Genomic DNA, 25,694 nt, shown 5'->3' with positions numbered 1-25,694 from the left:
CCTGAGTTTGTTGGAGACTCCCGACCCGGCCACCGCGAGGCACCCGGATCTGGTCAACCGGGAGTTCACCGCGACGGCCCCGAACCGCCTCTGGGTCACCGACCTGACGTTCGTTCCGACGTGGGCTGGCGTTGCTTACGTCTGTTTCATCGTCGACGTGTTCAGCAGGATGATCGTCGGCTGGAGGTGCGCGTCACACATGCGCACCGAGATGGTGCTCGACGCGATCGAGATGGCCCGGTGGAGTCGAGGCACGCATCACGCCGATCTGCGCTGTCACAGCGATGCGGGCAGTCAAGGCGGATTCAACCGGTCGTCGCAACACCTCGATCTGGAGGTGTTGAATGGCTCGTCGTCAACAAGCAGCGGATCGGGCGGTGCGCCCCAAGCTGAGGTCGCCCGGTCACCCGAAGTTCCAGCGTCACGTCGAGGCTGCGTTCTGGGTCGAGATCGCCAAGGGGCTACTGCCCATCGAGGCAGCGGCCGTAGTCGGCGTGGCGCCGGCGGTCGGTCAGCGGTGGTTCCGCAATGCTGGCGGTATGCCGCCGTTCGATCTGACGTTCAAGCCGACAGGCCGGTACCTGTCATTCACTGAGCGAGAGGAGATCGCGTTGCTGCGGGCGCAGGGCAACGGCGTGCGCGAGATCGCCCGTGAAGTCGGGCGTGACCCCGGAACGGTGTCGCGCGAGCTGCGCCGCAACGCTGCGACTCGCGGCGGGAAGCCGGAGTACCGAGCGTCGGTGGCGCAATGGAAGGCGGACATGGCAGCTAAGCGACCGAAGGCCGCAAAGCTCGTCGTCAATGCCCGGTTGCACGCCTACGTTCATGAGCGGCTGACTGAGGTGTGTCAAGGATGTGAGACAGTCGCGTAGTTTCTTTTCGGTCAGGCAGCAGCGGGAAGCTGTTGGTTTCTGGTTGTGAAGTTGGCCATAGCCGTCGCCGGCGGCAGGCCTTCGTTGTTGGTGTGAGGCCGCCAGCGGTTGTAGAACACTTCGATGTAGCGCATAGTGGCCAGTCTGGCGTCCTGGCGGGTGGTGAAGCTGTGGTGATGGTAAAACTCGTTTTTCAGCGATGAGAACAGCGATTCCGCCACGGCATTATCCCAGCACACCCCGGTGGCGCCCATGGATTGGCGGATGTTATTCCCGGCGCACCAGGCGCCCATTTCGCGTGACGTGTACTGCGTTCCATGATCACTGTGGAAAATCGCGTTGGGACTCAAATGGCCGCGGTCTCTGGCCATCGTCAGGGCCCCGGTGACCAGCGAAGCGCGCATGTGTTCAGCCATAGCCCAGCCGACGACCATGCGGGTGCACAGGTCGATGACGGTGGCCAGGTAGAGCCATCCCTCGTCAGTGCGCAGGTAGGTGATGTCTCCGACCAGGCGCGTTCCGGGTGCTTCTGCTGTGAAGTCCCGGCCGATGAGGTCCGCGAAGACCTTGTCCGGATCTGAGGGGATGGTGGTGCGCTTGAAGGCGCGCATCCGCTTGGCGACCCACCCGTTCTCGGCCATAATCCCGGCCACGGTACCCACTGAAACCTCGATGCCGGCGGCGGCCAATTTGGTGTGGACCATGCGGTGGCCGAAGATCCCGTCGGAGGAATCGAAGACGGTCTTCACCTGATCGGTCAGCTCCCGGCGACGGAGCGCGGTCGGGGTTTCTGCGGCGTCCAGCCACCGGTAATACGTGGCCCGTGGGAGATCAAGCTGACGGCACATCCAGGCCACCGGGAAGTCGACGTTCTTCTCCTGAACAACTCGGTACAAGTCCTCTACCGTTGTTCTTTGGCGAAGAACGCCGAAACTTTTTTCAGGAAATCGTTCTCCCTCTCCAGCTCGCGCAGCCGTGCCTCCAAAGCCTTGTATTTCGCAGGATCCACCGGATCATCCGGTTTGCCGCCGCCCTCCGTTTGCCCTTCACGGGACAGTCGCACCCAGCGTTTCAACGCGGTAACGGAAATGCCGAGCTCCGGAGCGACAGAGGCGGGTGAACGCCCAGATGAAACCACGAGCTCAACGGCATCAGCCTTGAACTCATCGGAATAGGTAAGTCGAGCAGACATGAGCACAATCCTTTCAAACTGTGTCTCACATCAGTAGTACACCTCAGACAGGGCAGATCAAGACCCCTGACGGGAAGGTCATTCGTGGGCCGGAGCCCCCACGGTTTACCGGCATCAACAAGCCACACCGCAAGCACCGAGGGTGGTCCTCGGCATGGAGCCCAGAGCAGATCAGCAACCGGCTGAAGGTCGACTTCCCGGATGATGAGTCCATGCGCATCAGCCACGAGGCCATTTACCAGTCGCTCTACATCGAGGGCCGCGGGGCGCTCAAGCGCGAGCTGGTCTGGTGCCTGCGGACCGGCCGGGCATTGCGGGCACCGCGGGAACGGTCGCGGCGCAAGACCTGGGCACACGTCACACCCGAGACACTGATCAGCGAACGCCCCGCAGAAGCCGAGGACCGTGCCGTTCCCGGCCATTGGGAATCTCAATGTTTCTGTCAAGCCGCCTGAGCGGTGATGCGTGGCATTGGTTCCTGGTAGATGGTGTGGTCACGGAGCATCGCCCAGAGGACGTTGATGCGACGTCTGGCGAGGGCGATGAGGGCCTGTTTATGCGACTTTCCTTCTCCGCGCTTCCGGTCGTAATAGGTTCTTGAGGCCGCGCTGTTCTTCAAGCTGGAGAGGGCGGCGAGGTAACAGGTCCGCAGGAGCCTGCGGTTAAAGCGACGTGGTCGGTGCAGGTTCCCGCTGATTCGTCCGGAATCGCGCGGGACGGGAGCCAGCCCCGCGACGCTGGCGAGCCGGTCGACTGAGTCAAACGCGTCCAGGTTGCCGCCGATGTTCGCGAGAAAAGTAGCTGCGAGTACGGGGCCGAAGCCCGGCATGGTGAGCAAAACATCGGCGCTGTCGTGCTTCCCGAACAGGTCCGTGATCTGGGCATCGATGCCGGCGATCTCCGCATCGAGAGTGCTGATTTGCCCGGCCAGCCGGACGACCAGGGCAGAGCCTGTGGTCTGAGTTGGCAGTACGGTGTGCTGGGAGTTTGCGGCTATCAGTGCCTTCTCTGCCATCTTGGCACTATTGCGGCAGCCGCGTTTCCTCAGCCAACCGGTGAGCCGAGCTAGTCCGATCCGCCGGATGCCCTCGGGTGTCTGGTAGCCGCCCAGGAGGACCAGGGGCGCCTGTTTGGAGTAGTCGAACGCACGCTCGAGAGCCGGGAAATATTCCAGCAAGGTGGCGCGGAGCCTGTTGATCGCCCCGGACACGGTCGCAGATCAGATCCGTACGGCGGGCGGTGAGGAGCCGCAGGTCAACGCTGATCTGGTCCGTGCGGCGGACTGGTTGGAGGTCCGTGCGCATCCGTGCCTGGTCAGCGATGATCCTGGCATCTTTCGCGTCGGTCTTGCCATCTCCGCGGTAGGTCTCCGCAGCGTGATGCACGATCCGTCCAGGTATATAGAGCAGTTGCTGGGCGTGCGCGGCCAACAACTCGATCAACAGGGCCGCTCCGCCGGAATTCAGATCCGTGGCCCAGCAGACTTCGCCCCCGGCCGCGATCTCCGCGATCGTGGCTATGAGTTCGAGCACTGCGTTTTCGTCGTTCTCGACCCGTTTCGAGAGCAGCACGGTCCCCGTCTGATCGATCACGACGCAATGATGTGCTCTTTTGCCTGAGTCGATTCCTACCCAGAATGCCGGCATGTTCAGTCTCCTTCGATCAGCTCCAATTTCGGTTGGCCCTGTCGATAACTACGCCGGCACGTCCTTACCCAACGATCAATGTCGTAATTCTCAATCAGCGGTCGAGTCATCGGCGGGCAGCGGGCGGCCATTCCCAGTGAGCCATCCAAGCGGCAGGGCGACCTAGGCCATACCCGCCACCCGAGGGTGATCGAAACACTACGACAGCTCCGAAATCACCCACAACAAAATCGTAAGGAAGGTGATCTGCTGATCGGGTTGGAGCGCTCAGCGATCGGCACCGTCGTCGACCGAACGACCAGGTTCACGATGTTGGTGCATCTGCCGCGGGAGCAGGGCTACCGGCACAAAGAGACACCCAAGAACGGTCCGGCGCTGGCTGGCTATGGTGCGTTCACGATGAAGAACGCGTTAGCGAGCACGATGTCGACGCTGCCAGCCCAACTGGCGAGGTCGTTGACGTGGGATCGTGGCAAGGAGATGTCCGCGCATGCCCAGTTCACTGTCGAGACCGGCATCCCGGTCTTCTTCGCCGACCCGCAATCGCCGTGGCAGCGCGGCACCAACGAGAACACCAACGGCCTACTACGCCAGTACTTCCCGAAAGGCACCGACCTGTCCCACTGGTCCGCCGAGGAGATTGAAGCTGTCGCTCACGCCCTCAACACCAGGCCCCGCAAGACACTCGACTGGAAGACCCCCGCCGAGGCCTTCAGTGAGCAGCTACTCTTGCTCCAACAACCCGGTGTTGCATCGACCGGTTGAACCTGGTCAATACACCTCGCTGGTGTGGACCGAGAAGCTCGCCCTCGACGGTATCGCCCCCTCGATCGGATCCATCGGCGACGCATACGATAACGCGCTCATGGAGACGATCAACGGGATCTACAAGGCCGAATGCGTACGCACGACGATCTTCCACGACGGCCCGTACAAGACGATCGCCGACGTCGAGTACGCGACCGCTGGCTGGGTCGATTGGTACAACCACCGCCGGCTGCACGGTAGCCTCGGGATGGTCAGCCCCGACGAGTTCGAGGCGGCCTACTACGCGGCCCTCAAACCTGAGCCGCTCCCCGCATAGAAGCGGCCGAGAACCTGGGACGGTTCAGGGCAGGAGGTGGTTCTTGCGTGCCATGACGAGGTCCCAGAGCTCGTTCAGGAGGGTGAGTTCGGCGGCGGATTCGTAGCGGTAGCGGAACGCGTGCTTGCGGACCCAGTCGCCGTTTCGTTGTTCGATATGCGCGTTGTCGTTGTGCTTGTAGGGGCGGGTGCGCGTGAGCGGGATCTTGCGTTTATCGGCCCAGGCGATCACGGACCAGTTCAGGAACTCGCCACCGTTATCGAAGTCCATTCCCGCGATCGGGATCGGGGCGTGCTTGTTGATCCATTCCAGACCGGTGTGGACGTGCGTGAAGGCTTTGTTCTTCACTGTCCGCATCATCGTCCATCCGATCACCGGGTCGGTCGCGTTCAACGTCCAGAGGAACTCGCCCTTCATCGTGTGACCGCAGTGCGCGACCGTGTCTAACTCCAGGAATCCGGGGTTGGTGATCGGGTCGTCCATCGCGGTGCGTAACGGGATCGAGGAGCGCAGAATATGTGAGGGCTTCGTGCCGGACAGTGCGACGGGATAGGCGGCGTCTTTGTGAGGCTTCAGATACCGGTCGATCGTCGCCGCTGACATCTGCCGCAACTCATCCAGCACCAAAGGTGTGACCCGGTCGGCGACTTTCCCGAGTTCCCGGAATCGGACGAGACGTTCCAGCAGATCGTCCATGACCGCGGCGAGATATTTCCCCGAGGGCTGTCCGACCAGCCGCCAGACGTGTTGAAGCACGACCAGCGCGTCATAGGAGAACTTCCGCGGACGATGCCTTCGCTGCTGCTCATGTGCAGCGCCCTTGCGTTGGAGGGCAACGCGGATCGCGCGACGCGAGTGATCACGCGTCCACCCGGTCGCAGCGACGAGCGAGTCGAGTATCTCGCTCTTACCCCTTCTATCGGCTTTGGCGTACTCGCGCGCGAACTTCTTCGTGATCTCCCGGCGCGCGGACATCGACAATTCCCCGTTCATCTACCCAGGGAACTACGCGGACATTCTTATCTGAGGCACGCGCTCACGTTCCCGGACCTTTTACGTGAGTCTCGTCGAACTCTTGCCTTCTCGCACGCAGAATCGTACTGTTGAGGACAGAGTAACTTAGAGTCGCCGAAGGAGACCAGCTATGGATTCAGTCAATATCGAAACCCCCGCAGCCACTCAGGCCGAAGCGCTCGCAGTATTCGACCAGCAGGCAGCAGGGCAGTACTTGCGCGGTCAGTGGATTGCGGAGGAGCACCTGATGCGGGCCATTGGCGGGCCTCGCCCCGCAGGCATCCCTTACCGGTGGGCATGGGACGATGTCGAGAAGGCCCTCGCTGAGGCGACCATTGCACTCGGGCCCGTCGACACGGCGAGGCGGCACCTCACCTTCGTCAACCCTGGTCTCCTCGATCGCGGAAGCGCCACCACGCACACCATCTCTGCCGGCTTCCAGCTCGTGAAGCCGGGCGAAGTATGCTGGTCGCATCGACACACCATGGGCGCTGTGCGATTCATCACGAAGGGAGATCCGGAGGCTTTCACGACCGTCGACGGCGAGCGTCTGCCCATGGAAGATTTCGATCTTCTGATCACCCCGCGATTCTCGTGGCACGACCACCACAACCCGAGCGACACCGACGTTGTCTGGCTCGACGGCCTCGACATAGGCCTTCTCTTCGCCCTCGGTGCAGTCTACTACGAGCCCTACGGCGACGACAGCCAGAACGTGCGCCCGTCGAGCAGCGAAGGCATCGGAACCCGCAGCCACTGGCTGCGTCCAACGTGGGAACGCGGTCGCGAGAGCAGACTGCCCGTGCGCTATCCCTGGAGCGAAGTCAAGGCGCGACTCGACCTCTACGATCTCTCAGCCGGGAATGAGTTCGACGGACTCGCCCTGCGCTACGCCAACCCCGTGACGGGCGGGCCCACCATGCCGACCATGGACTGCTGGGTGCAGCGTCTCGCCCCCGGGTTCGATGGCCGCACGCACCGCCGTTCATCGAGCGCGATCACCTACGTCATCTCGGGTTCGGGCACGATGCAGACTGACACCGAGACGATCACGTTCTCGGCAGGTGATGTCATCACGCTCCCGAACTGGACGAACTTCCGGTGGACGAACGACTCCGCCACCGAGCCGGTTCAGCTCTTCTCGATGCATGACATTCCCGCGCTGCAGGCGTTCGGACTGCTCTATGAAGAGCCCGAGTCGATCCTCAACGCGACCCCTGCGCCCGCGAATCCCTCGCCCTCGCTCAAGCCGATCTACCGTCCCGGCGCGTTCTACGACCAGGACGAACTGTGACAGGTCGCACGGTCAGCTCCTCCGACATCGTCGGGCTGGTCGGCATCGTACCGACTCCCTCCAAGCCGGGAGCCGACCGTGCGGACGCGATCGACACCGTCGACCTCGAAGAGACCGCGCGCATGGTCGAGCTCATCGTCGCTTCCGGTGTTGACGTGCTGCTGACCAATGGCACCTTCGGCGAAGTCGCTACCCTCACTTATGAAGAACTACTGGCGTTCAACGACACGGTCATCCGTACGGTCGCTAATCGCATCCCCGTCTTCTGCGGGGCCTCGACGCTGAACACCCGCGACACGATCGCCCGCAGCCTCGCCCTGATGGGGCTCGGTGCGGACGGTCTGTTCGTCGGGCGACCAATGTGGCTGCCTCTCGACGACGAGCAGCTGGTGTCCTACTACGCGGCCGTGTGCGATGCCGTTCCGGCTGCCGCCGTCGTCGTCTACGACAACTCTGGAGTGTTCAAGGGCAAAATCTCCTCCGCCGCCTACGCGGCGCTGGCGGAGATCCCGCAGATCGTGGCATCGAAGCATCTCGGCGTACTGTCGGGCAGTGACGCCTACGCGAACGACCTGGCCGCTGTAAAAGGCCGCTTTCCTCTGTTGCCCACCGCGGACAACTGGCTCCCCTCACTCGAGGCCTTCCCAGGCGAGGTGCCGGCGGCTTGGAGCGGTGACGTGGCCTGCGGCCCCGAACCCGTGATGGCGCTCCGCCGTGCGATCGTGGAGGGACTCTGGGACGACGCCCGTACCGTGCACGAAGACATCGCGTGGGCCATGGAGCCCCTGTTCCCGGGCGGCGACATAAGTAAGTTCATGCCATACAGCATCCAGATCGACCGGGCCGAGTTCGAGGCCGCCGGTTACATCGTGCCCGGCCCCAGCCGGCATCCCTACGGCACCGCCCCAGCCGCCTACCTCGAAGGGGGCGCGGAGGTTGGCCGCCGTTGGGCGGGCATTCGCCAGAAGTACGTCGCAACTCTCGTCGAACCCGATCACCCGATCACCCAATCGCTCCACCCGCAGTAGAGCCGCGACTGCCTCAGCTGTGGGCAGAGCGGTCGTCTGATTATTCACATTACGGATCAACGGGGATCCCGTCTGAGTGACGACCTTCCCGGTGATTTCTAGATTGGAAAGGCGCCACCATCATGAACACAGTCCCCACACCTCCGACGGGCGTCCGTGCCTTCGTAGACTCGCTGCCCATCGGCCGGCGCCAGCGCATCATCGTGCTGATAATGTTCTTCGTCATGGTCGCTGATGGCATGGACATCACAATTGTCAGCCATCTCTTTCCTCCGGTCATCCGCGACTGGGGCGTGCCAATTTCGGCGGTCACCCTCGTTGTCTCCGGCGGGGTCGTCGCAATGGCGATCGGAGCACTGGTCTCCGGCCCGCTCGCCGACCGCTGGGGCCGGAAGGGCGTGACGGTGGTCGGCTTCGTTTTGTTCTGCCTTGCCACTGCCGGGCTCGGACTGACAGGCGACATCTACTCTTTCGCGGCCTTCAGAATCATCTCGTGCTTCGGGCTCGGGGCCGTGATGCCGGTCGCTCTCACGATCGTCGCCGATTGGGTGCCCGCGGCAAGGCGGGCCCAGATGGTCAGCATCGCCTTCGCCGGTGTCGGACTCGGCAGCATCATCGGCGCTTACCTGGCTGCGGCTGTCATTCCCACACTGGGTTGGCAGGTCATGGTGCTGATCGCGGGCCTGACGCCTCTGATCATCCTGCCGTTCTTCATCGTGCTCGTGCCCGAACCGGCCATCATCTCTGTTTCGCGCGGCATTCCGGAAGCCCGCATCCGAAGGGCCCTCGCTCTCGTGGCGCCCGACCGCGACATCGCGGGTGTGGATCTCACCCGTGCGGGTCTCACCCTCGGTGCCGGCGAGGCGCGCGCGAAGGCTTTGTTCGCCGAGATACTGTCGCGGCCACTACTCGGAGTGACCCTGCTGATCTGGGGAGTGTTCTTCGTGGTGCAGGGGTCGGGCCTGCTGGTTCTGCAGTACATGCCGGTTCTTCTCCAGGCCCCCTCCCCCGGTCTGTCGACGGCCGAGAGCGGACTGATCGTCGCCGGGTACGGCTGGGGCTCCTTGATCGGCCAGTTCGCGATCGCGTTCATCCTAAAGCGCTTTGATCGCTTCATCGCTCTGGCAGGTGTCACCCTCTGGGGCGTGATAGGCCTGCTGATCGTGGCCGCCTTCGGCACCGGCTTCGGCTTCTTCGGCTACTTCGCGCTGCTGTTCGCGATCGGATTGTCGCTCCCCGCGGGTGCGGCTGCCATGCAATCCATCACTACACTGGCCTACCCGGAACAGTTCCGAGCGACGGGAATGGGGTCGGCAGGATTCGCTGGTCGGCTCGGTACCCTGACCTATGGTGCACTCGGCGGGACCCTGGTTGGCGCGGGCTTTGGCCTCACCACGATCTCGCTCGTGCTCGCCGTTCCGCTCGCCGTCTCGATTGGTCTACTCTTCGGTCTGCGCGCCCTGTCCCGGCGTGCCGGGATCGCCGCAGAACCGCAGCAAATTCCCCCGGAAGTGGCCGATGCTGTTGTCAGCACCTGAGCTCGGTCACACGACGTCGCTATATACACCGCGCCGGCAGAGGCCCCGGCGTCCGGGCACTACCGCAGGCTCACAGGAAGGATATGGTTCGATAGCGGACCTCATTGAAGCCGCGGTGCTGCGGGAAGTGAAACGAATGCAGCGCAAACATAACCAGGGCAGAATGTGGGAGCCGGTACCAGCCGGTGCACTACGTCCGGGTAGACGGACTCTCAACGAAGAGAGACACCGGGCCTGAATAGATTTCCTTTCGCAGGGACAACAAGAAAGATAACGGGGCCGGGAACTGTGGGGTGCGGTTTCCGGCCCCACCTTCACGCATGGAACCCACCACCGATACTGTATTACATTATTACCAATTCTGTAGTACAATATAAGTGTGGCGATTCGATGGACAGACAGCGCAGCGAAGCACGGCATCGACCAGAGCGATGCACTGTTCGCAATGCAGAACTTCCTCTACCGGATCGAAAAGTTTGACGAACCGCGCATAGAGGGCGGTCAACGCCCGGACCTGTTCATCAACCCGTCACGAAACCGCCAGATGATGCTTGAAGTCATGGCGATCATCACCCCGCCGGCAGACATTCTGATCTTCCATGTGATGGAAGCCCGGAGGAAAATCATCGACATTGCAGAAGAGAGGCAGTGATGACCAGGACCAACGAACCAGCACTGACCAGCCAGGAACAGGAACGCTACCACCGGCTGGCAGAGTCGGCCGAGAACATGGATACCCTGCCCGAAGGCGCCGTGATCACCAAGAGCAACGGCCCAGGAGCCGGCCAGGCACTACTGGAAGCCGCTCTCGGATCACCGGAAGCCGTGCAACGCTCCGTGGGCCGTCCTTCACTAAGCGGCAAGGCAGCCCCGGCGCCAGTGCGCTCCTACCGGCTGACGGAGGAACTACTGCGCGAGCTGGGGGAGCGGGCCGAAGCTGAACACCGCAAACCCAGCGAGATTGTGCGCGAGGCACTGCACCAGTACTGCACCGGGCATCTTAGGAGCCAGGCCCGCTTAGCTCTCCTGCCGGTAGCAGCCCAACCATCCCCATATCTCGACACCGCCACAGTCGCTGCGGCCCGTACCGCCGAGCTGGGGGGGACCATCGAGGGAGGCCCTAGGGCGTGTCTCCTAATGCCTTGAGCCAGATTGTGATGGCGCGGAGGACGACCCCACCGCGATAGGTGATGGCGAGTTTGTCGTATCGTGTCGCGAGACCGCGCCATTGCTTCTGGTCGTTGAAGCTGCGCTCGACCACGTTTCGACCCTTGTAGTCCTCGGCATCGAACGCGGGCGGGCGGCCACCCGACGTCCCGCGCCGTTTCCGGTGTCCGATCTGGTCCGACGGCTCCGGAATCACCGCCGTGATCCCGCGATCACGCAGGTGGGTGCGGATCGCTCGCGACGAGTACGCCTTGTCTCCGCGGAGCCGATCCGGGCGTGTGCGGGCACGGCCCGGACCGGTGCGCCCGACTCGCAGTTGCCCCATCAGGTGCGCGAACATCGGCGAGTCCCCGCCTTGCCCTGGCGCGACGATGACCACGAGAGGGCGACCCTTCCCGTCGGTCAACGCGTGCACCTTCGTGCTCAAACCACCGCGTGACCGGCCAATTCCATGGTCAGGAGGCTCGACGCGCAGATTCGTGTAATTCGACAGATCCCCCTGTGGTGCGCGGGAGGTTCGTCGCGTGTTGATGCGCTCGGTTGATGGTGGAGTCCACCGAGACCGACCAATCCAGCACGCCAGCATCGTCGGCGTCGACCAGCAATCGGTCGAGCAGACGATCCCACGTACCATCGCCGCTGTAACGGCGGTGACGTTTCCAGAGCGTCTGCCACGGTCCGAACTCTGTCGGGACATCCCGCCACGCGATCCCGCACCGGTATCGGTAGATGATGCCCTCGACCACCCGGCGGTCGTCTCGGAACGGACGACCAGCGCGCCCCGCCGATGACGGCAACAACGGCTGAATCCTAGCCCACTGCGAATCACTCAAAACAGACGAACGCGACATCCCTCCAGCCTCGACCATCAACCCTGAAACGATAAGGAGACACGCCCTAGCGCCGAGCCGCCGCAACAGTGCGTCGAAATCCAACCTGCCCTCGCTCCACACGACCGCTTCACCGTCGAGGATGACGCCGTTGGGAAGCTGCGTTTCGGCGGCCGCCACCAGTTCGGGAAAGCTCCGTGTGAGGTCCTTGCCCTGCCGTGACCAGAGAGTCACGCCGTCGTCGACGACAACGGACAATCTGAAGCCGTCAAATTTCGGTTCAAAACGCGATCCGCCAGGCATCCCGTCCGCTCTTGGTATCGAGGACACCGGCCGAGCGAGCGCCAAGCTCAGAGGCGGGCGCAACTCAGCTGGCAGGGGCATGCTCAGCCGGGAATGTTGCGGGGATCGTTCCCGTACGAGTTACGCTCTGCGATCTGACCGTCTTCGTTCTTGATGATGTGCTCGACCTGGCGCTCTCGGGCGAGATCCCGGCCGGCGTCGACCGCTTCGGCTTTCGTTCGGAAGCTGCCGCCTACGGTCGCAGCTTCGCCGGTAACACGATTGAACCAGGTACCGTCCTGTGGAAATGTCTCAACGTCTCCGTTTGGCATGTCGTCTCCGATCTATCGATGATCCACGATCCTCTACGGATGGAGATGACGACAGCACCCCCTTGTCAGAGGACCATCACTAGCGGTAGGCCAGGATCATGGGCGAGAAGATGAGCTTTGATGAGTATCTGGCCTCACACAACATCCGCGCGGCCGACGCCGGGGGCGAGGCCTTCGCTGCCTATCTGCACTACCTCTCAGACGCTGCCTGGGACGGCGAGGCCGAGCAGGCGCAACCCAGAGACGGCACGTAGTTACTTACCCGCGCAGATCGATCAACGGTTCTTACCGAGCGTTGGTGCGCCGGCCGAACCCTTCGAGGGGCGGGCGGAGGCCGCGCGAACTCCGTCCCAAGGGTTCGTGCCCGGTCCTTGCTTGTATGCGCGCTTATTCGGACCCTTGATCAACGCACGTTTCTTTTGGCGACGGGAAAGCTCAGCGTTTCCCCGTCGCTTCTCTTGCTCTGCGGGCTCATGGACGATTGTGAATCCCTCACCCGGACACACGCCTTTAGCAGTGGCTGTGGGGTGCGCGCGCGGTTTAACGGTCGCGTCCTCACTTCTGACCAGGAGTCCGCACTTGCACTGCAACCACAAGGCAGGAGGCTTCGTCATGAGCGTCATCATGCCACGCCGGCCGAGGGCTGACTATCTCTCAGAACCGGGCGGCACGGTCGCGCGTTGAGATCCTTCATCTGCGAGTGCCGAGGCTGGGCAGCCCTCCGCCGACAGTTCGCACTGACTTGCCGCGGTGTGATCACTTTCCTTCTTTCTTTGGCTTCCCGGTCGGCTGCGTACCGTTGGGACACGGTGACGGCCACGATGTAGCCGCTACGACCCGTCGACTTACACGAGGGCCTGCACGTGCGCACGTGCAGGCCCTCAGGTTCGATCAGACGCGCTGACTGATCGTGCCGCCCGGGTTGCGGTTGGCAGTCGATTCGGTGACAAACCGGCCCGACGACGCGGAACGGTGCACCGTCGTCGAGTTGCTCGTGCCGGAACCGACACGTTCGGTGGTGGTCTTTCCGGGCCAGCGGGCCGCAGCGGCCTTGGAGACGAAACGACCGGTGGATGCGGAGCGACGAACGGTTCCCATGGGAACTCTGAGGTGTGTCAAGGATGTGAGACAGTCGCGTAGTTTCTTTTCGGTCAGGCAGCAGCGGGAAGCTGTTGGTTTCTGGTTGTGAAGTTGGCCATAGCCGTCGCCGGCGGCAGGCCTTCGTTGTTGGTGTGAGGCCGCCAGCGGTTGTAGAACACTTCGATGTAGCGCATAGTGGCCAGTCTGGCGTCCTGGCGGGTGGTGAAGCTGTGGTGATGGTAAAACTCGTTTTTCAGCGATGAGAACAGCGATTCCGCCACGGCATTATCCCAGCACACCCCGGTGGCGCCCATGGATTGGCGGATGTTATTCCCGGCGCACCAGGCGCCCATTTCGCGTGACGTGTACTGCGTTCCATGATCACTGTGGAAAATCGCGTTGGGACTCAAATGGCCGCGGTCTCTGGCCATCGTCAGGGCCCCGGTGACCAGCGAAGCGCGCATGTGTTCAGCCATAGCCCAGCCGACGACCATGCGGGTGCACAGGTCGATGACGGTGGCCAGGTAGAGCCATCCCTCGTCAGTGCGCAGGTAGGTGATGTCTCCGACCAGGCGCGTTCCGGGTGCTTCTGCTGTGAAGTCCCGGCCGATGAGGTCCGCGAAGACCTTGTCCGGATCTGAGGGGATGGTGGTGCGCTTGAAGGCGCGCATCCGCTTGGCGACCCACCCGTTCTCGGCCATAATCCCGGCCACGGTACCCACTGAAACCTCGATGCCGGCGGCGGCCAATTTGGTGTGGACCATGCGGTGGCCGAAGATCCCGTCGGAGGAATCGAAGACGGTCTTCACCTGATCGGTCAGCTCCCGGCGACGGAGCGCGGTCGGGGTTTCTGCGGCGTCCAGCCACCGGTAATACGTGGCCCGTGGGAGATCAAGCTGACGGCACATCCAGGCCACCGGGAAGTCGGCGTTCTTCTCCTGAACAACTCGGTACAAGTCCTCTACCGTTGTTCTTTGGCGAAGAACGCCGAAACTTTTTTCAGGAAATCGTTCTCCCTCTCCAGCTCGCGCAGCCGTGCCTCCAAAGCCTTGTATTTCGCAGGATCCACCGGATCATCCGGTTTGCCGCCGCCCTCCGTTTGCCCTTCACGGGACAGTCGCACCCAGCGTTTCAACGCGGTAACGGAAATGCCGAGCTCCGGAGCGACAGAGGCGGGTGAACGCCCAGATGAAACCACGAGCTCAACGGCATCAGCCTTGAACTCATCGGAATAGGTAAGTCGAGCAGACATGAGCACAATCCTTTCAAACTGTGTCTCACATCAGTAGTACACCTCACTCCTTCACTGATTGGTGCCGGGGTGCCATGAGATGGAGCGCCGCTAGTCTGCGGCTGCCGACTCCGGTACAGTCAGTGCTCTGGATGAGACCTGACCTTCTCAGGGCTTTGAGCCGTCCCGTTACCGCGGGGCGGCTCTTTTCAGTTGTGATCCCGACGTCTCGGTATATGTCCGCAGCAGGTCACTTCCCCTCGCGGCCTCTCAACTTCCTCGATTGAGTTTTGTCTGTCATCGATCGCGAGACGAGCGACTGCGCTTTGCTGGCTGGAACGGTTCGGCGTGCCGCCTTCGCACTCTGGGTCCCGAAGGACGAGCGCTCAATCTTGCCCCGAAATTCACTGCTCATGCGGACTCCCGGTTCTCTCGTACTTGATGACGTGCGCGCGCAATCGCCGACTCCACCGCTTTCGCGGTCATGCCGAGCTTCTCGCCAATCTCGGCATGCGTGAAGCCATGCGTCACGCTCAGATAAAAGGCTGAGCGGACACGCTCGTCCGTGATGCTCCCGAATGCACGGCGCAGCTCGTCTTTGATGTGCGCCGCCTCGCTCGCATCGGGAGCCGCCGGCGTCAACGGGCCCTCCTCGAAGTCGTCAGCCCAGGCCGCGGCGGGCGGCGGAGCCTGCGGCTCCGCATAAGAACGCAGCTCTTCTCGACGCCAACGCTTGTAAACGTTGCTGAACTGCAGCAGGCACTGGCCCACGAAGAACGTACGCAAGGAAGCGCCCTTGGCGGGGTCCCACTTGCCCGGAACGAGCACCTTGTCTCGAAACGCGGTGAGGGCGAGCACGATCGTCTCATCCGCCAGGCTCTCGGCCTCTTCGATCATCGAACCCGGGCGGGGCTCCGGCTCCAGTGCGCCAAAGCCCTTCCGCTTCACCTCGCCACGAATCTGCCCTTTGTAGATCCACCCGCGGATGACAGCCCACCCGTACTTCGCGATCTCGTTCGCGAACAACTCATAGTTCCGGCCACGGTATCCGCTGGCCTGAAGTGCGGTCGCGAGGTCGCGGTCTCCGGCGAGCCGGTCGAATCGTTCCTCAGCGCGATCGCGATCCGCCTCGGCCAGCCAGGCCTGATCCGTTGCCCACGCGCTGAGAGTAGGAACGCCATCGGAGGACGAATGCCCTTCGGGCTCGTCGTTACCGGTCATAACGTTCCCTCACGATCCTGCTCAGCTCATAGTCACCACGATCCCTCATATGTCCGACATGAGGTGTGTCAAGGATGTGAGACAGTCGCGTAGTTTCTTTTCGGTCAGGCAGCAGCGGGAAGCTGTTGGTTTCTGGTTGTGAAGTTGGCCATAGCCGTCGCCGGCGGCAGGCCTTCGTTGTTGGTGTGAGGCCGCCAGCGGTTGTAGAACACTTCGATGTAGCGCATAGTGGCCAGTCTGGCGTCCTGGCGGGTGGTGAAGCTGTGGTGATGGTAAAACTCGTTTTTCAGCGATGAGAACAGCGATTCCGCCACGGCATTATCCCAGCACACCCCGGTGGCGCCCATGGATTGGCGGATGTTATTCCCGGCGCACCAGGCGCCCATTTCGCGTGACGTGTACTGCGTTCCATGATCACTGTGGAAAATCGCGTTGGGACTCAAATGGCCGCGGTCTCTGGCCATCGTCAGGGCCCCGGTGACCAGCGAAGCGCGCATGTGTTCAGCCATAGCCCAGCCGACGACCATGCGGGTGCACAGGTCGATGACGGTGGCCAGGTAGAGCCATCCCTCGTCAGTGCGCAGGTAGGTGATGTCTCCGACCAGGCGCGTTCCGGGTGCTTCTGCTGTGAAGTCCCGGCCGATGAGGTCCGCGAAGACCTTGTCCGGATCTGAGGGGATGGTGGTGCGCTTGAAGGCGCGCATCCGCTTGGCGACCCACCCGTTCTCGGCCATAATCCCGGCCACGGTACCCACTGAAACCTCGATGCCGGCGGCGGCCAATTTGGTGTGGACCATGCGGTGGCCGAAGATCCCGTCGGAGGAATCGAAGACGGTCTTCACCTGATCGGTCAGCTCCCGGCGACGGAGCGCGGTCGGGGTTTCTGCGGCGTCCAGCCACCGGTAATACGTGGCCCGTGGGAGATCAAGCTGACGGCACATCCAGGCCACCGGGAAGTCGGCGTTCTTCTCCTGAACAACTCGGTACAAGTCCTCTACCGTTGTTCTTTGGCGAAGAACGCCGAAACTTTTTTCAGGAAATCGTTCTCCCTCTCCAGCTCGCGCAGCCGTGCCTCCAAAGCCTTGTATTTCGCAGGATCCACCGGATCATCCGGTTTGCCGCCGCCCTCCGTTTGCCCTTCACGGGACAGTCGCACCCAGCGTTTCAACGCGGTAACGGAAATGCCGAGCTCCGGAGCGACAGAGGCGGGTGAACGCCCAGATGAAACCACGAGCTCAACGGCATCAGCCTTGAACTCATCGGAATAGGTAAGTCGAGCAGACATGAGCACAATCCTTTCAAACTGTGTCTCACATCAGTAGTACACCTCAACATTGAGGACTTCCCCTCGCCACTCGCAAGAAAAGTTGAGCAACCTCACGGCTAGATACCCCCAAGCCGGAAACGATCGTTTCCGGCGCGCGAGCGCGCAGCGGCTCTGATTGGCTGCCGGTAACGTGAGCTGTAACTCGGTTCCGGCAGGGGCTTTCGAACGGCGCTGTGCTGCGATGCCCGTAGCATCGAGCCATGTCGAGAACAGCGCTGATCGTGAAGGTTCCGGCAACTGAAATGCTCGTAGGGCTCCGTCGGCAGTTTGCACGTGACGCTACGTATGGAGTGCCCCCGCACATCACGGTGTTGTTCCCGTTCATTCCTGCCGCGAACCTCAGCGGGCCGAACCTCAGCGTCCTGCGCCACGCGGTTGGCGGCATCCCAGAGTTCGACTTCTCGCTCACGAGAACTAGATGGTTCGGGGATCACGTTCTGTGGCTTGCGCCCGCCAACCCGTCGCCGTTCCCCTGTGCGTCAGGCTGAGGTGAGACACATCTGCTGAGTTCCTTCCCTTGCACGGGGCGAGAAGCGAGTTGCTGCCGATGACGATGACCCTGGCTGATTCCTGCGTCGATGATGGGGGTATGGGACCTCGAGCTGACCGGCCCAAGCGCCGCACCTTCACCGCGGAGTACAAGGCGAACCTGCTGGCCGAGTACGAGGCAGCAGATCGTGGTGAGCGTGGTGCGATCCTGCGCCGTGAGGGCCTGTACTCCTCGCACATCATTGAGTGGCGCAAGGCCGCCGATGCCGGCGCCCGCTCCGGGCTGGCCCCGGCCACCAGGGACCGGCGCGACCGCGAGATCGAGCAACTGCGGGCCAGGGCGGAGAAGGCCGAGGCCGAGCTGGCCCGGACCCGCGCAGCGTTGGACCTGGTGGGAAAAGCACACGCGCTCTTGGAGACGCTCTCCGAGAGCGCGGAGCCGCCGAGGCGGTCGCCGCGGTGATTAACCCGCTGGTCGAGGAGCTCGCCTCGCACACCAACGTCAAGACCGCCTGCGACCTGCTGGGCCGACCCCGCGGCAGTCACTACCGGGCCAAGGCGCCCAAGCCGGCCCGGCAGCCGGGGCCGCGGCCGGCGCCGCCGAACGCGCTCAGCGACGACGAACGCGCCCAGGTCCTCGGTGTTTTGACCAGTGACCGGTTCGTTGACAAGTCGGTGGCCCAGGCGTGGGCGACGCTGCTGGACGAGGGCACCTACCTGTGCTCGATGGCGACGATGCACCGGATCCTGCGCGCCCACGGCGCTGCAGGTGAGCGCCGTGCCCAGGCCACGCACCCGGCGAGGACCAAGCCCGAGTTGGTGGCCACCAAGCCGGGGCAGGTCTGGTCCTGGGACATCACCAAGCTCCGTGGCCCAGAGCGCGGGGTCTATTACGACCTCTACGTTGTGCTCGACATCTTCTCCCGCTTCGTCGTGGCCTGGACGATCGCCGCCTGTGAAGACAGCCAGATCGCCAAAACGATGCTCGAGCAGGCGATGGGAGTGCACGGCATCCCCGAGGCGATCCACGCCGATCGGGGCACCTCGATGACCTCCAAACCGGTTGCCCAGTTGATGGTCGACCTTGGCGTCGCACGCTCGCACTCCCGTCCGCACGTCTCGAACGACAACCCCTACAGCGAGGCCGCGTTCAAGACGCTGAAGTACGCCCCGGTCTTCCCCGAGCGGTTTGGCTCGCTGGCCGACGCCCGCGCGTTCGGCGAGAGGTTCTTCAGCTACTACAACCATGAGCACCGCCACTCCGGGATCGGGTTGCACACCCCGGCGTCAGTGCACTTCGGCACCGCGACCGAGGTCCGCGCCCAACGGCAGCAGACCCTGAACGCGGCCTACACCGCCCACCCCGAGCGCTTCGGGAACCGCCGACCACAGCCACCGAAGCTGCCCGCCGTCGCGTGGATCAACCAGCCCTCGCAGGAGGCCCTGATACAGACCGCTTGACGAGACGTGTCTCAACCGGCTTGACACCTTCCGTTCATCGAACTGACCGATGCAGTCGTCGGTGCTTTTCCTGACTTCCCTCCGTATGGCGGTGCACACGATGGGTCCGCACCGCATGCGACCGTGGGAGACTCCGGTGATCATTTGGCGCTGCTTCGTGCTGAAAGAGAGGTGAGCCCATTCCTCCCTATATCGGGTGTCGTTGCTGCGGTCACCCTTATTGTCGAAGATGGTGACGGACAGTGGCGTGAGCACATCGAATTGCCGCTAGCGAAGCGGTTGAGCTAGCTCGGCGTCTCGTTGCGCGCGCCCTGCCGCAAACGATCGTTTCTGGTGTGAGCACGACGGCCGACCGGACGCACCTCAAAAACGTGAGCCGTAACCTAGTATCGGCGGCGATTTCGGTCGGAGGACGTCGAGTGTTACCTGGCAGCGCTATCGTCGACCACTCTGCCGAGGAAGGCGCCTTGACCGGCACCGATCACGTGGGCCTTTTCGAGTGGGACCCAGTAAAGCTCGAAGCGGATGCGCTCACCCACCCCGTCGTTGTCCTCGTGCGCTTCCCATCGCTCGGGCAGGTCCTTGCTGTCGGTCGTCAGGTGAAAGTAGTGCCGCGCATGGGTGGCATCAGCGTAGGGACGCATGTCATATTCGCCGGTGCCGAGATATTGCACGATGCGCAACCCACTCAGCCCGGTTTCTTCGCTGGCCTCTCGAAGAACCGCGTGCTCAGGTAGTTCTTCTGGCTTGACCGTCCCGGCAGGCACCTGCAATCCCGTTTCATCCATGGCAGATCAGCATGGCGCAGCACCACGATCCGACCGTCCTTGACGATGTAGGCGACCACCTTTTGCGGACGATTCATTTCTTCTCCTCAGGTCACACGCAGTAGGGTATCTGGGGCCTGATCGCCCCGCTTACGACTGCCCTTCGGCTTCCCGTCCCGTCAACCGTATTTCATTGCGTCGCCCGCGCGGCCCAGCGGTTCGTGCTGGCTAGGGTGCCTCGCAGCGGCGGTCGAACAACGACCACCCACACTTCAGTAGTCGGTACGACGCTAGGAACGGTTCCGCGACGTGCTCCGAGCTTCCTGGAGCTTTTCCCTCGCCAACACCCGTGCGTCGGTCAGCCAGTCCGAAGGTTGTCCACTGGAAGAGCGACCAACCAAGAACGTGAGCGTCAGCGCTCATCTCGCGCCACAACCGCCGGGTCGCGTCGCGTGACGTCGTGTCTGCGAACGCGTGGTCAGCTGCGGTGCCGATGATCTCAGTGAGGTTGAGGGTCGCCCTTGTGGTCCGGATTGAGGCCACATCACCACGGCGTTCGCTCAGCCACAGTCGCTGATCGTCGAGGCTCGCACGGTCGGCGGCGTCGAGTGGCGTGCTCTCGAGAAAGCCGTAGTACTTGTCCATCTGTGCGTACATCTCTGTGAGGACGGTCAGACCTCGGTCGCGCCGCACATTGCGATCATCGGGTTCCAAGATCCACACCGCTTGAGATGCGCCGACCAGGGCTCCTCGCAGCACAGTGAAATGTGACGAGGGGTACAGCTGCTGTGCGTTGATCGCATCAAGCGCGAGGCGAAGGTGTTCACCCGCGGCTATGAGAGACAGCCGTGCAAGCTGGCTGATCGCCATACGCTCAAAGATCTCGTCGTCGACCGCGAGCTCACTTCCGCGCTGGGGCTCTTCGACGCGATGAGCCCTGAGTCGCCAGCGGTTGAGATCGGACGCTGTATCGAGCATCTGGGTCAGAGCTGCTCGCTGGGCCTCGGTGAGTGACATGGTGGGCACACTAGCAACGACGATGTGCCCCGCCGGAAACGATCGTTTCCGGCAGGTCCGTCGACGTCGACAACCAGGTGTCAGTGTTCGAAGTCGTCGGCACAGCTGGCCCTAGTTTTTCGGGCATTTTGCTGGGGACTGTGGACAACGCCCGATCTGTACTGGTGTGGACAAACCGACACTTTGCGGCTGAGTGCTAGTCGGTGAGTGCTCGTGAGCGGCGGTAGAAGGGCGCTTGACCCCTGATCTTGGACACGCTGATTCCAGCACGATGCTGGGGAAGCGAGAATCCAAGGGATGGCTAGGAAGAACTACACGGACGAGTTCCGGCAGCGGGCGGTGGACTTGTATGAGTCCACGCCGGGTTCGACGCTCAAGGGCATCGCCGGGGATCTCGGGATCTCTCGGGGTGCGCTGAAAGAGTGGGTCGACAAGTTCGGCTCCGGGGTCACGGTTGCCGCTGCGTCGCCGCCGGGGGCGACGGGGCGACCGGAGTCGCCGGCGGCGAAGGTCCTCCGGTTGGAGGCCGACCTCGCGGCCTTGCAGGCCGAGGCCCGCAAGCTCGAGACGGAGCGGGACATCCTCCGTCAGGCGGCGAAGTATTTCGCTGGGGAGACGAACTGGTGAACCGCTTGCAGTTTGTTGAGGATCACAAGGACGCCTACGGCGTGAAGCGGTTGTGTGAGGTCGTCGAGGTCGCCCGCTCGTCGTTCTACGCCTGGCTGGACTCCGCCGGGCGGCGAGCCGCGAAGGCGACAGACGACGCGGTGTTGGCGGCGCGGATCCGGGTGCTGCAAGACCCCGCTCAGGGTGGCGACCGCGCCTACGGGGCGCCCAGGATCACCGCCGACCTCAACGACGGTGTGCCCGTGGCGGAGCGGGTGAATCACAAGCGCGTCGCGCGGGTAATGCGTGAGCACCGTCTCGCGGGGATCCGGTTGCGACGACGGGTGAAGACCACGATCCCGGACCAGTCCGCCAGGCGCTTTCCCGACCTGATCGGACGGGACTTCTCCGTCGGCGACCCCGGCCGCCGCTACGTGGGCGACATCACCTACCTGCCTATCGCCGACGGCACGAACCTCTACCTCGCGTCCTGCATCGATCTCGGCTCCCGGAAGCTCGCGGGCTGGCAAGTCGCCGACCACATGCGCACCGAACTCGTCGAAGACGCCCTCCGTGCCGCGCACCGCGACCGCGGGTCGCTGGTCGGCGCGATCTTCCACTCCGACAGTGAGACTGTCGGAACCGGTATTCCCTGAGGATCCTTGACTCGCAGGGTGATGGATGCGACAGGATGCTGGTGCCGGGTGCGCCCAGGGTTCTTGACCCTCACTCCGATCGACAGCTGTGTCTTTCCCCGGATCTGTCAGTCCCCAGGCGTACCCAGTGAGGCGCTAGGCCTCGCCGCCGGAGTGACCTAAGGAGAGCCTGCGCCAAGTGTGCTCATCACTGTCTTGTCCGCCGGTGGTCGATGCCCGGGGCCGTGCCCCTTGCACATCGGATGGACCGGAGGAAAACGACATGACCAGAACGCCCGAAACCAGCGAGCCGGACCAGGCACCGACGCCCGTCTTCGCCGGCGTCGACACGCACAAAGAACTCCACGTCGCCGCCGTCATCGATGCCGGCGAGACAGTGCTGGGCACTAAGAGCTTCCCGACAACACGCACCGGCTACCGGGCAATGCTCGCCTGGATCGGCGATTTCGGTGACTTGGCCCGGATCGGTGTCGAGGGCACCGGATCCTATGGTGCCGGCCTGACCCGACACCTTGCCAAAGCCGGTGTCATGATCCTTGAGGTCGACCGGCCCGACCGGTCTGACCGCCGCCGTAAAGGCAAGGACGACGATCTGGACGCAATCAATGCAGCCCGCGCCGCACTGCATGGCCGACGCACCAGCATCCCAAAAAGCAAGGACGGCGCCGTCGAAGCTCTGCGCGTGCTGCGCATCACCCGCGCGCACGCGGTCCGGGAGCGCCGCAGCGCCCTGCAACTCCTTCGGATGTCGATCGTCTCCGCGCCGGAGGTGCTTCGCGACCAAAGTCCGCCACCTGACCCGGATGCAGCTCATCCGCACCCTCGCTGCATGGCGGCCGGACGTATCAAACGCGACCGACCCCATCACCGCCTACCGGGTCTCGATGAAGTCCCTGGCCCGCCGCTACCTGGAACTCACCGACGAGATAACCGACCTGGACGAGCTCATCAACCCCATCGTCCAAGCCCTCGCACCCCAACTCCTCGAACGCGTCGGAATCGGCATCGAAGTCGCTGGACAGTTCCTCGTAACGGCCGGTGACAACCCCGAGCGGATGAAATCCGAAGCCGCATTCGCGATGCTCTGCGGCGCTTCACCCCTACCCGCGTCCTCCGGAATGACACAACGGCACCGACTCAACCGCGGCGGCGACCGCCAAGCCAACCGCGCCCTGCACCTCGCCGTCATCAGCCGGATCAGGCTCGACCCGAGAACGCAGACGTACGTCGCGAAAAAGACCGCCGAGGGGCACTCCAAGATGGAGATCATCCGCTGCCTGAAGCGATACCTCGCCCGAGAGGTCTACTTCATCCTCAACCCCGGCCACCAGCACATCGTCCCGAACACCAGGCAACACCGAAACGCCGCTTGACACTTAGGAGAGCATCCACGGCAGCGCCTACACCTCGAAGGCCTACGCCGCGCTCTGCGAGCAGCTGGGCGTGACCCAGTCCACGGGCGCGGTCGGCACGAGTGCCGACAACTCACTCGCGGAAAGCTTCAACGCCACGCTCAAGCGCGAACTCCTCGCCGGCCGGTCAGCGTTCCCGGACCAGGCCACCGCCTACCGGGCCGTGTTCCGGTGGGCGAACCGCTACAACACTCGCCGGCGCCACTCCGCGATCGGCAACATCAGCCCGAACGCCTACGAAGCCGCGCGCTCCGCTACGCTCGCGGAAGCGGCATAACCGAACCGACACCGTGTCCACGATCAAGGGCCAAGGCCCGAACGAGCGGCGCCGACCGACGCCGCTCCCCGAGAGAAAGAAGCACACAATGTCAAACTCGCTCGATGGCAAGGTCGCACTCGTCACCGGTGGTGGCGGAGGGATCGGGCGCGAGACCGCGAAGGTCCTCGTCGACCGCGGCGCACGGGTCGTCGTCGCCGACCTGTCCGAGGATGCCGGCAACGGGACGCTCGAGTACATCGACGGCGGAGACGCCGTGGCGTTCGTCCGGGCGGACGTGACCGACCTCGCGTCGATGCAGCACCTGGTCCAGGCCACGGTGGACCGCTACGGCCGACTCGACATCGCGCACAACAACGCCGGCATCGAGGTCACCGGCCCCGACCTCGCCGACGTCACGGTGGAGCAGTTCGACAAGGTGATCGCCGTCAACCTCACCGGAGTGTTCATCAGCATGAAGGCCGAGATCCCGCAGATGCTGGCGCAGGGCGGCGGATCCATCATCAACACCGCCTCGTCCCTCGGGCAGGCCGCCATCGCCCACCAGTCCGCCTACGTCACGTCGAAGCACGGCGTCATCGGCCTCACCCGAGCCGCCGCGGTGGAGTACTCCGACAAAGGCATCCGCGTGAACGCAGTGCTGCCCGGGGTGATCCAGACGCCAATGATAGACGCGCTGGAGGAGACCTACCCCGGCTTCAAGGACGCGCTGCTGACGAAGCACCCGATCGGCCGACTCGGCACGCCTCACGACATCGCCGAGATGGTCGCGTGGCTCGGTTCCGACGCGGCCGCCTTCGCGACCGGCTCGCAGTTCGCCGTCGACGGCGGGTACCTCGCGATTTAGACGAGGTGGCCACGACGGACGGGAGGCACGGTGTCAGCTGGCACCGTGCCTCCCGTCCGTCACCGGTCGCGCCGCGACCCGCGTGTCAGCCGTTCTTCGCGACCAGTCGGTCCGTCTCGCTGTCGTTCCGCCACCCGGCGGTCGCGCCGCCGTCGACGCTGTAGTTCTGTCCGGTCACCCAAGAGGACTCGTCGGAGGCCAGGTAGAGCGCCATGTACGCGATGTCCTCGCCGGTGCCGGGGCGTTGAATGAGCGCGTTGCCGACCTGCCAGGCCTTGCCCTCCGCGTCCACCGCCTTGTCCGTCGCCGGGGTGCTGACGAAGCCAGGCGAGATCGAGTTCGCGCGGACGCCGTAGCGGGCCCTCCGCAGCGAGCGACTTCGTCATCGCGATGACGCCGCCCTTCGCGGTGGTGTGCGCGACCTGGGCGAGCGGCTCGATCCCGCGCAGCGCGGAGTACGAACCGATGTTGATGAGCGAGCCGCCGCCGTCGCAGAGCAGTGGCCACGCAGCCGTCGTCGTGTGGAAGACGAGGTCGAGCTCGACCGACATGACGTGCCGCCACAGGTCGAAGCTCATCTGGCTGAAGGGTGCGAAGCCGAAGCCCGCCGCGTTGTTGTACATCAGGTCGAGACCACCGAGCTGCTCAGCGCCGTTGCGCACCCAGTCCCCGGCGTCGGTCGGGTCGCCAAGGTCGACGGTGAACCCGGTGACGTCAAGCGCGAACTCCTCGCCGGCCGGTCAGCGTTCCCGGACCAGGCCACCGCCTACCGGGCCGTGTTCCGGTGGGCGAACCGCTACAACACTCGCCGGCGCCACTCCGCGATCGGCAACATCAGCCCGAACGCCTACGAAGCCGCGCGCTCCGCTACGCTCGCGGAAGCGGCATAACCGAACCGACACCGTGTCCACGATCAAGGGCCAAGGCCCCGTCGAGCCACGCGAGCGACACCGCCCGACGCCCCCATCTCCGGCCTTCGCTCTGACCGCCATCCGAGGTCACACGCGTCTTGCAGATCGAGGTA

23 protein-coding genes and 12 pseudogenes are annotated in these 25,694 nt (G+C 63.6%); 19 read left to right on the top strand and 16 right to left on the bottom strand.

Annotation, left to right across the window (positions count from 1 at the left end; genetic code table 11):
* Positions 1 to 19: 19 nt before the first annotated feature.
* Together ASPHE3_RS21500 and ASPHE3_RS22680 are read left to right on the top strand one after the other, a co-directional pair.
* Positions 20 to 298, top strand: a pseudogene (locus ASPHE3_RS21500) (DDE-type integrase/transposase/recombinase); the annotation flags it as partial.
* 46 nt (positions 299 to 344) lie between these two features.
* Positions 345 to 836, top strand: a pseudogene (locus ASPHE3_RS22680) (transposase); the annotation flags it as partial.
* Between the two features lie 47 nt (positions 837 to 883).
* Here the strand turns inward: ASPHE3_RS22680 and ASPHE3_RS10900 are convergent.
* Together ASPHE3_RS10900 and ASPHE3_RS10895 are read right to left on the bottom strand one after the other, a co-directional pair.
* Positions 884 to 1,768, bottom strand: coding sequence for an IS3 family transposase (locus ASPHE3_RS10900; RefSeq protein WP_013601276.1), 885 nt, complete (start codon positions 1,766 to 1,768; stop codon positions 884 to 886).
* Positions 1,769 to 1,773: 5 nt separating this feature from the next.
* A complete protein-coding gene (locus ASPHE3_RS10895; RefSeq protein WP_013599941.1) occupies positions 1,774 to 2,064 on the bottom strand; it encodes a transposase in 291 nt (96 codons plus the stop codon).
* Positions 2,065 to 2,114: 50 nt separating this feature from the next.
* Here ASPHE3_RS10895 and ASPHE3_RS10890 point away from each other — a divergent pair.
* Positions 2,115 to 2,492 (top strand): annotated as a pseudogene (locus ASPHE3_RS10890) (transposase); the annotation flags it as partial.
* Between the two features lie 14 nt (positions 2,493 to 2,506).
* On the opposite strand, the pseudogene ASPHE3_RS10885 reads toward ASPHE3_RS10890, so the two are convergent.
* A pseudogene (locus ASPHE3_RS10885) lies at positions 2,507 to 3,710 on the bottom strand (IS110 family RNA-guided transposase).
* A 237-nt stretch (positions 3,711 to 3,947) separates the two neighbouring features.
* On the opposite strand from ASPHE3_RS10885, the pseudogene ASPHE3_RS10880 reads away from it, so the two are divergent.
* Positions 3,948 to 4,475, top strand: a pseudogene (locus tag ASPHE3_RS10880) (IS30 family transposase); the annotation flags it as partial.
* 1 nt (position 4,476) lies between these two features.
* A pseudogene (locus ASPHE3_RS10875) lies at positions 4,477 to 4,794 on the top strand (transposase); the annotation flags it as partial.
* Between the two features lie 24 nt (positions 4,795 to 4,818).
* Here ASPHE3_RS10875 and ASPHE3_RS10870 read toward each other — a convergent pair.
* Positions 4,819 to 5,787 (bottom strand): integrase, encoded by a 969-nt coding sequence (locus ASPHE3_RS10870; protein ID WP_254362850.1) that lies wholly within the window; start codon positions 5,785 to 5,787, stop codon positions 4,819 to 4,821.
* 151 nt (positions 5,788 to 5,938) lie between these two features.
* Here ASPHE3_RS10870 and ASPHE3_RS10865 point away from each other — a divergent pair, with 151 nt between their 5' ends.
* The 6 genes from ASPHE3_RS10865 (at position 5,939) to ASPHE3_RS10845 (ending at position 10,814) form a co-directional block, all read left to right on the top strand.
* Positions 5,939 to 7,102 (top strand): cupin domain-containing protein, encoded by a 1,164-nt coding sequence (locus ASPHE3_RS10865; protein ID WP_013601271.1) that lies wholly within the window; start codon positions 5,939 to 5,941, stop codon positions 7,100 to 7,102.
* Positions 7,099 to 8,130 carry a dihydrodipicolinate synthase family protein gene (locus tag ASPHE3_RS10860; protein ID WP_013601270.1) on the top strand — a complete coding sequence of 344 codons (1,032 nt, stop codon included), beginning with the start codon at positions 7,099 to 7,101 and terminating at the stop codon, positions 8,128 to 8,130. Before ASPHE3_RS10865 ends, ASPHE3_RS10860 begins: the two co-directional genes overlap by 4 nt.
* A gap of 122 nt (positions 8,131 to 8,252) precedes the next feature.
* Positions 8,253 to 9,668 carry an MFS transporter gene (locus ASPHE3_RS10855; RefSeq protein ID WP_013601269.1) on the top strand — a complete coding sequence of 472 codons (1,416 nt, stop codon included), beginning with the start codon at positions 8,253 to 8,255 and terminating at the stop codon, positions 9,666 to 9,668.
* Positions 9,649 to 9,906 carry a ParB family protein gene (locus tag ASPHE3_RS22835; protein ID WP_081459845.1) on the top strand — a complete coding sequence of 86 codons (258 nt, stop codon included), beginning with the start codon at positions 9,649 to 9,651 and terminating at the stop codon, positions 9,904 to 9,906. The genes ASPHE3_RS10855 and ASPHE3_RS22835 overlap by 20 nt, the downstream gene beginning before the upstream one ends.
* A 141-nt stretch (positions 9,907 to 10,047) precedes the next feature.
* Positions 10,048 to 10,320, top strand: coding sequence for a hypothetical protein (locus ASPHE3_RS10850; protein ID WP_041652101.1), 273 nt, complete (start codon positions 10,048 to 10,050; stop codon positions 10,318 to 10,320).
* Positions 10,320 to 10,814 (top strand): ribbon-helix-helix domain-containing protein, encoded by a 495-nt coding sequence (locus ASPHE3_RS10845; protein ID WP_013601267.1) that lies wholly within the window; start codon positions 10,320 to 10,322, stop codon positions 10,812 to 10,814. The genes ASPHE3_RS10850 and ASPHE3_RS10845 overlap by 1 nt, the downstream gene beginning before the upstream one ends.
* On the opposite strand, the gene ASPHE3_RS10840 is transcribed toward ASPHE3_RS10845, so the two are convergent.
* The 3 genes and pseudogenes from ASPHE3_RS10840 to ASPHE3_RS10830 all read right to left on the bottom strand — a co-directional run bounded on the left by ASPHE3_RS10840 (position 10,789) and on the right by ASPHE3_RS10830 (position 12,279).
* Positions 10,789 to 11,686, bottom strand: a protein-coding gene (locus ASPHE3_RS10840) for an IS5 family transposase (protein WP_409372053.1) whose coding sequence is annotated in 2 segments (ribosomal slippage) — positions 10,789 to 11,349 and positions 11,351 to 11,686 — 897 coding nt in all. Because the reading frame shifts where the segments join, the coding sequence is not laid out codon by codon here. The genes ASPHE3_RS10845 and ASPHE3_RS10840 overlap by 26 nt on opposite strands.
* 66 nt (positions 11,687 to 11,752) lie before the next feature.
* Positions 11,753 to 12,049: pseudogene (locus ASPHE3_RS22830) on the bottom strand (ATP-dependent DNA ligase); the annotation flags it as partial.
* A 2-nt stretch (positions 12,050 to 12,051) separates the two neighbouring features.
* A complete protein-coding gene (locus ASPHE3_RS10830; protein ID WP_013601264.1) occupies positions 12,052 to 12,279 on the bottom strand; it encodes a DUF2188 domain-containing protein in 228 nt (75 codons plus the stop codon).
* 98 nt (positions 12,280 to 12,377) lie between these two features.
* On the opposite strand from ASPHE3_RS10830, the gene ASPHE3_RS22270 reads away from it, so the two are divergent.
* The gene (locus ASPHE3_RS22270) at positions 12,378 to 12,533 is read left to right on the top strand and encodes a hypothetical protein (RefSeq protein ID WP_167536981.1); all 156 of its coding nucleotides are present in this window, start codon (positions 12,378 to 12,380) and stop codon (positions 12,531 to 12,533) included.
* 637 nt (positions 12,534 to 13,170) lie between these two features.
* On the opposite strand, the gene ASPHE3_RS21485 is transcribed toward ASPHE3_RS22270, so the two are convergent.
* The 6 genes from ASPHE3_RS21485 to ASPHE3_RS10805 all read right to left on the bottom strand — a co-directional run bounded on the left by ASPHE3_RS21485 (position 13,171) and on the right by ASPHE3_RS10805 (position 17,096).
* The gene (locus ASPHE3_RS21485) at positions 13,171 to 13,377 is read right to left on the bottom strand and encodes a hypothetical protein (RefSeq protein WP_017201940.1); all 207 of its coding nucleotides are present in this window, start codon (positions 13,375 to 13,377) and stop codon (positions 13,171 to 13,173) included.
* 53 nt (positions 13,378 to 13,430) lie between these two features.
* Positions 13,431 to 14,315: an IS3 family transposase gene (locus tag ASPHE3_RS10825; protein WP_013599940.1), complete on the bottom strand. Its 885-nt coding sequence runs from the start codon at positions 14,313 to 14,315 to the stop codon at positions 13,431 to 13,433.
* Positions 14,316 to 14,320: 5 nt separating this feature from the next.
* Entirely contained in the window at positions 14,321 to 14,611 is a 291-nt protein-coding gene (locus ASPHE3_RS10820; RefSeq protein WP_013599941.1) for a transposase, read from the bottom strand.
* Between the two features lie 390 nt (positions 14,612 to 15,001).
* Positions 15,002 to 15,811: an RNA polymerase sigma factor gene (locus ASPHE3_RS10815; RefSeq protein ID WP_013601263.1), complete on the bottom strand. Its 810-nt coding sequence runs from the start codon at positions 15,809 to 15,811 to the stop codon at positions 15,002 to 15,004.
* A 104-nt stretch (positions 15,812 to 15,915) separates the two neighbouring features.
* A complete protein-coding gene (locus ASPHE3_RS10810; protein ID WP_013599940.1) occupies positions 15,916 to 16,800 on the bottom strand; it encodes an IS3 family transposase in 885 nt (294 codons plus the stop codon).
* Positions 16,801 to 16,805: 5 nt separating this feature from the next.
* On the bottom strand, positions 16,806 to 17,096 hold the full coding sequence (locus ASPHE3_RS10805) for a transposase (RefSeq protein ID WP_013599941.1): 291 nt from the start codon (positions 17,094 to 17,096) through the stop codon (positions 16,806 to 16,808).
* 242 nt (positions 17,097 to 17,338) lie between these two features.
* Between ASPHE3_RS10805 and ASPHE3_RS22920 the strand changes: the two genes are divergently transcribed.
* The gene (locus ASPHE3_RS22920) at positions 17,339 to 17,626 is read left to right on the top strand and encodes a 2'-5' RNA ligase family protein (RefSeq protein ID WP_081459842.1); all 288 of its coding nucleotides are present in this window, start codon (positions 17,339 to 17,341) and stop codon (positions 17,624 to 17,626) included.
* A gap of 101 nt (positions 17,627 to 17,727) precedes the next feature.
* Positions 17,728 to 19,088: pseudogene (locus ASPHE3_RS10795) on the top strand (IS3 family transposase).
* A gap of 422 nt (positions 19,089 to 19,510) precedes the next feature.
* Here the strand turns inward: ASPHE3_RS10795 and ASPHE3_RS10790 are convergent.
* Positions 19,511 to 19,876 (bottom strand): NUDIX hydrolase, encoded by a 366-nt coding sequence (locus ASPHE3_RS10790; protein WP_217259034.1) that lies wholly within the window; start codon positions 19,874 to 19,876, stop codon positions 19,511 to 19,513.
* A gap of 207 nt (positions 19,877 to 20,083) precedes the next feature.
* Positions 20,084 to 20,872, bottom strand: a complete 789-nt coding sequence (locus ASPHE3_RS10785) for a hypothetical protein (protein WP_013601259.1) — start codon at positions 20,870 to 20,872, stop codon at positions 20,084 to 20,086.
* 297 nt (positions 20,873 to 21,169) lie between these two features.
* Here ASPHE3_RS10785 and ASPHE3_RS22665 point away from each other — a divergent pair.
* From ASPHE3_RS22665 to ASPHE3_RS10755, 4 genes and pseudogenes are all read left to right on the top strand, one after another.
* Positions 21,170 to 22,116 (top strand): annotated as a pseudogene (locus tag ASPHE3_RS22665) (IS3 family transposase); the annotation flags it as partial.
* Positions 22,117 to 22,396: 280 nt separating this feature from the next.
* Positions 22,397 to 23,507, top strand: a pseudogene (locus tag ASPHE3_RS21475) (IS110 family RNA-guided transposase).
* A 10-nt stretch (positions 23,508 to 23,517) separates the two neighbouring features.
* Positions 23,518 to 23,823 (top strand): annotated as a pseudogene (locus ASPHE3_RS10760) (transposase); the annotation flags it as partial.
* Between the two features lie 88 nt (positions 23,824 to 23,911).
* Positions 23,912 to 24,670 carry a glucose 1-dehydrogenase gene (locus tag ASPHE3_RS10755; protein WP_013601256.1) on the top strand — a complete coding sequence of 253 codons (759 nt, stop codon included), beginning with the start codon at positions 23,912 to 23,914 and terminating at the stop codon, positions 24,668 to 24,670.
* An 85-nt stretch (positions 24,671 to 24,755) separates the two neighbouring features.
* Here the strand turns inward: ASPHE3_RS10755 and ASPHE3_RS22825 are convergent.
* Positions 24,756 to 25,332 (bottom strand): annotated as a pseudogene (locus tag ASPHE3_RS22825) (SDR family NAD(P)-dependent oxidoreductase).
* Between ASPHE3_RS22825 and ASPHE3_RS22660 the strand changes: the two are divergent.
* Positions 25,225 to 25,560: an integrase core domain-containing protein gene (locus tag ASPHE3_RS22660; protein ID WP_167536980.1), complete on the top strand. Its 336-nt coding sequence runs from the start codon at positions 25,225 to 25,227 to the stop codon at positions 25,558 to 25,560. The pseudogene ASPHE3_RS22825 and the gene ASPHE3_RS22660 overlap by 108 nt on opposite strands.
* Positions 25,561 to 25,694: the final 134 nt, after the last annotated feature.

This window comes from Pseudarthrobacter phenanthrenivorans Sphe3, assembly GCF_000189535.1.
GTDB classification, from domain to species: Bacteria; Actinomycetota; Actinomycetes; order Actinomycetales; family Micrococcaceae; genus Arthrobacter; species Arthrobacter phenanthrenivorans.
The sequence above is the reverse complement of the archived record's forward strand: the minus strand, read 5'-3'. Positions and strand labels throughout refer to the sequence as shown.